Raw genomic sequence first — 3,239 nt, 5'->3', positions numbered from 1 at the left:
GGTCGACATCCGCGGCACCTTCCGCTTCCATGCCGAGTTCGGCCTTGCCGTCGACCTCATCAACCGCCGCCACGTCGACCTGGCGCCGCTGCTGACCGGAACCTATCCGCTCGACGAGGCCGTCGCCGCTTTCGAGTCCGCCGGCGACCGGAGCCGTGCAATGAAAGTGCAGATCGCCTTCTGACCGGGATTATCGGCCCCATGCCACCCTGACGCGACGGTCCCGGCGTCCGCGAGCTTCGCCGCGTCGCGGCCGTTGATGACGACCGTCGCGCCGTGGGCGGCGAGGCCTTCCGCGAGCGCAAAGGCCGATGCCCTGGCCCGAGCCGGTGACGAGGGCGCATCAAGGCCTCAAACCTGAGACCTGTCAACGGCCGACCGAGGCCGCGCCGATTACGAGGAGCACGTCGCGCGTATCTCCATCTTGGCAGGGAGCAAGCTCCGAGGCCGGATACGTTGACGCAGACTGGAAGGCAGAATGCTCAACCCTCTTGCAGACGGGGCGGGCCATACGTTGACAGCGAGCGGGGTGCCAGCAAGCTGGGCCCGGAAAGCGTTCTCGTCGAAGACCGATTGCCACGTCGGACCACCACCCAGATTCGCCTTCGGGTCGATGAAGAGGTGTGTCTGCGTCGCCTTCTCCATCCGGCACCACGGACACTCGGGTGCGGCCGACGAGTAGTGCCCACGCTGCGCCACCTTGCCGATCGCGTCGCCTCGCGCCTTCGCGCCAAGGCGCTCGCCGGCCGAACCGTCACCGCCCGCGTCCGCCTCGCCGACATGCGCGCGGTCACGCGCTCGATGACGCTCGAAGCGCCGATCTCGGCGACGACGATGCTGGCCGAGGTCGCCGAGGATCTTGTCCGCGCCGCGCTCGCCGATCATCCGCAGGAGAGGATCATCACGCTGTTCGCCATCTCCGTTTCCCACCTCCGCGAGCAGCCCGAACTCCAGCTCGAGCTCTCCCTCGGGCTGCCCGACGAGAAGCGCCGGCCGGATGCCTTCCGGGAGCTTGCCGAGAAGACCTTGGGCGGGACCGAGGACTGACGCGAGATGCCCTGGCGTGCGACCTCGTCGAAGGCGAGCTCACCGAGCTCGGCCGGTCGCGCTGCGCTTCGGGTCAGGGCGTCTCCACCTCCCCGCTTGCCCGCTCCGAGCGCCAGGTTCCGTCCTTGCGCCGAACCAGGCGCCATCGGCGCGCCGCGATCCGGGCGCCCTTCGCCGTTCGATGCGCCGGGATCTCAAGGTCCATGACGTCGCCGCCGCGGCGCCACTCGGAGACGACGGTCACGCCGTCGCCGAACTCGACCAGGCATTCCGGTCCGGTTGTCCCATCGTCATCGACGATGACGCAACCGCCGCGAAACGCATGGCTAAAGGTGAACCGCACTATCCGACCTGCTCCACGGCCAGCGTGCCGGCCGGCAGCGGCCGGATCAGTGAGGCCGCCGGTACCGACGGGTCGAGCCAGTCGGCCCAGGTCTCTCGCTCGAGGATGACGACCTGCCGATCGTGATAGGGGGCGATGTCCGGACCTGGCGGCATGGTCAGCATCGTGAAAGCTTCGCCCACCTCCGGCGTGTCGCGCCAGATGCCGGCGATGCAGAAGAGCGGCTCGTCCCGCTTGGCAAACAGCCATTTGTCCTTGAGCCGCTTCCCCGGCTTCGGGTCGGTGAACTCGTAGAATCCGTCCGCGACGATCAGGCAGCGGTTCGAGGTGAAGGTTCGGCCGTCGGAGCGAAAGTTGTAGACCGGCCGGCCATTCGGCCCGGGCCAGCTCCAGCGCCGCTGCACCAGGTCGCCTTCGCCGCGGACGCCGTCGATCGTCCGGATGATCGGCGCCGGATCGGTGATCCGGATGTCCTCGCGCGCCTCGAGGTTCGGCACGCCTTCGCCAAACCGGATGGTGATCTTGAGGTCGGCGAAGTCCTCGACGATCGACGCGGCATCGACCAGCAGGCGATAGTCGTTGCACATGAACCCTCCGCAGCGGCCGTTGTTGTCACGCGATCACGTTCTTGCTATGTTCGCACTGCCATGGACGCAAGGGCCTTCGATTCCGATGCATCGCGCGGTCAGCGCCGCGTCATCGTGCGCCGGGACGGTGGCGGCGTCGAGATGGTCGAGCTGCCGTGGGGTCTCCGGCCGCTCGAGGCAGGAGGCCGGTCCTTCACCCTCGTCCGCGCCGAGGGCCGCGCGTTTCCGAGCCACCGATGCCTGGTGCCGGCCTCCGAGGTTCATGGCGGCCGTGGCGGTCCCTACACCTACGCCCTCGCCGATGGCGACTGGTTCTACCTGGCCGGGATCTGGCGACCGGCCGCTCGGGGTTGGCCCGAGGCGTTTGCGGTCCTGACGGTCGCGGCCAATCCCGATATCGCGCCACTTCATGATCGACAGATCGCCGTGATCCGACGCGACGCGCGGATGGTCTGGCTCGATCTCACGCAGCCCGAGACGGAGCTCCTCCGCCCCCTGCCGGCAGGGACGTTCACGGTGACCACGCGAGGCAAGGATACCGCCCAGATGACGCTCGCGATTTGATCCTGGGTCGGCGGTGGCGCAGCGCCCACTGCCGCAGAGCCTGACGAGCGCCACCCGGATCGCCGACCCGGCCGGATGACGGAGCGCGGGAGGTGCTTGATCGCCGCGGATCGCGAGCAGCATCCCTAAAGTTGTCCCTATCTTTCCTGGTTCGGCGTCTTCGGGATCCGACCGGACAGCCAATCTCTCGATCGACACGGGCAGCACCCTCCTTGACGAAACCAAGGACGAGATCGCCCCGATGTTCGATTTCACCCCGGACCTATCGTGTTCCCAGGAGACCGCCTCGCCGCGGATCCTCGCGCTCGAGCTCATCGCCCACTCGAGCGCCCGTCTTCGCCTGGCCGCCTCCCGGCTCGGCGGCGAGGCCGGGACGGCGCTGGTCTGTGCCCTGCGCGACATGGTCATCGACACCACGGTCGATCCCCTCCACTGGCCGATCGAGGAGACGATTGCGCTGCTGCGTCGTCCCGGGCCGGGGAGGGACGCCCAGGTCGATCGGCTGGTCACGCAGCTCGAATGGATCCGAAAGCGGATCGGATCAGAGCCAGACGCCCGCGCCGCCTGAGCCAAAGCCCCGCGCTTCGGCGCGGGTCTTGACGCCACATCCGGCGAAGGAGCAGCCCATGAACTTCCCGCTCGACCCCCACGACTACGTCTCCATCCTCGCCGAGGTCCGACGCCGAGGCCGTCTCCTC

Annotated in this window: 5 protein-coding genes and 1 pseudogene; 4 read left to right on the top strand and 2 right to left on the bottom strand. The window is 68.4% G+C overall.

Annotated features, from left to right (window positions below; genetic code table 11):
* Window positions 1-184: pseudogene (locus tag Q0112_RS15030) on the top strand (L-idonate 5-dehydrogenase); the annotation flags it as partial.
* A gap of 497 nt (window positions 185-681) precedes the next feature.
* Complete coding sequence (locus Q0112_RS15025; protein WP_297976669.1) at window positions 682-1,047, top strand: hypothetical protein; 366 nt, start codon at window positions 682-684, stop codon at window positions 1,045-1,047.
* 73 nt (window positions 1,048-1,120) lie between these two features.
* Here the strand turns inward: Q0112_RS15025 and Q0112_RS15020 are convergent, their stop codons facing one another.
* Window positions 1,121-1,390, bottom strand: coding sequence for a hypothetical protein (locus tag Q0112_RS15020; protein WP_297976666.1), 270 nt, complete (start codon window positions 1,388-1,390; stop codon window positions 1,121-1,123).
* Window positions 1,390-1,977: an SOS response-associated peptidase gene (locus Q0112_RS15015; RefSeq protein ID WP_297976664.1), complete on the bottom strand. Its 588-nt coding sequence runs from the start codon at window positions 1,975-1,977 to the stop codon at window positions 1,390-1,392. Before Q0112_RS15015 ends, Q0112_RS15020 begins: the two co-directional genes overlap by 1 nt.
* Window positions 1,978-2,037: 60 nt before the next feature.
* On the opposite strand from Q0112_RS15015, the gene Q0112_RS15010 reads away from it, so the two are divergent.
* Both Q0112_RS15010 and Q0112_RS15005 read left to right on the top strand, forming a co-directional pair.
* A complete protein-coding gene (locus Q0112_RS15010) occupies window positions 2,038-2,541 on the top strand; it encodes an SOS response-associated peptidase family protein (protein ID WP_297976662.1) in 504 nt (167 codons plus the stop codon).
* A gap of 241 nt (window positions 2,542-2,782) precedes the next feature.
* The gene (locus Q0112_RS15005; protein ID WP_297976661.1) at window positions 2,783-3,109 is read left to right on the top strand and encodes a hypothetical protein; all 327 of its coding nucleotides are present in this window, start codon (window positions 2,783-2,785) and stop codon (window positions 3,107-3,109) included.
* Window positions 3,110-3,239: the final 130 nt, after the last annotated feature.

It is taken from the genome of uncultured Amaricoccus sp. (assembly GCF_937858865.1).
Taxonomy (GTDB): domain Bacteria; phylum Pseudomonadota; class Alphaproteobacteria; order Rhodobacterales; family Rhodobacteraceae; genus Amaricoccus.
This window is presented reverse-complemented; position numbering and strand designations above follow the sequence as displayed.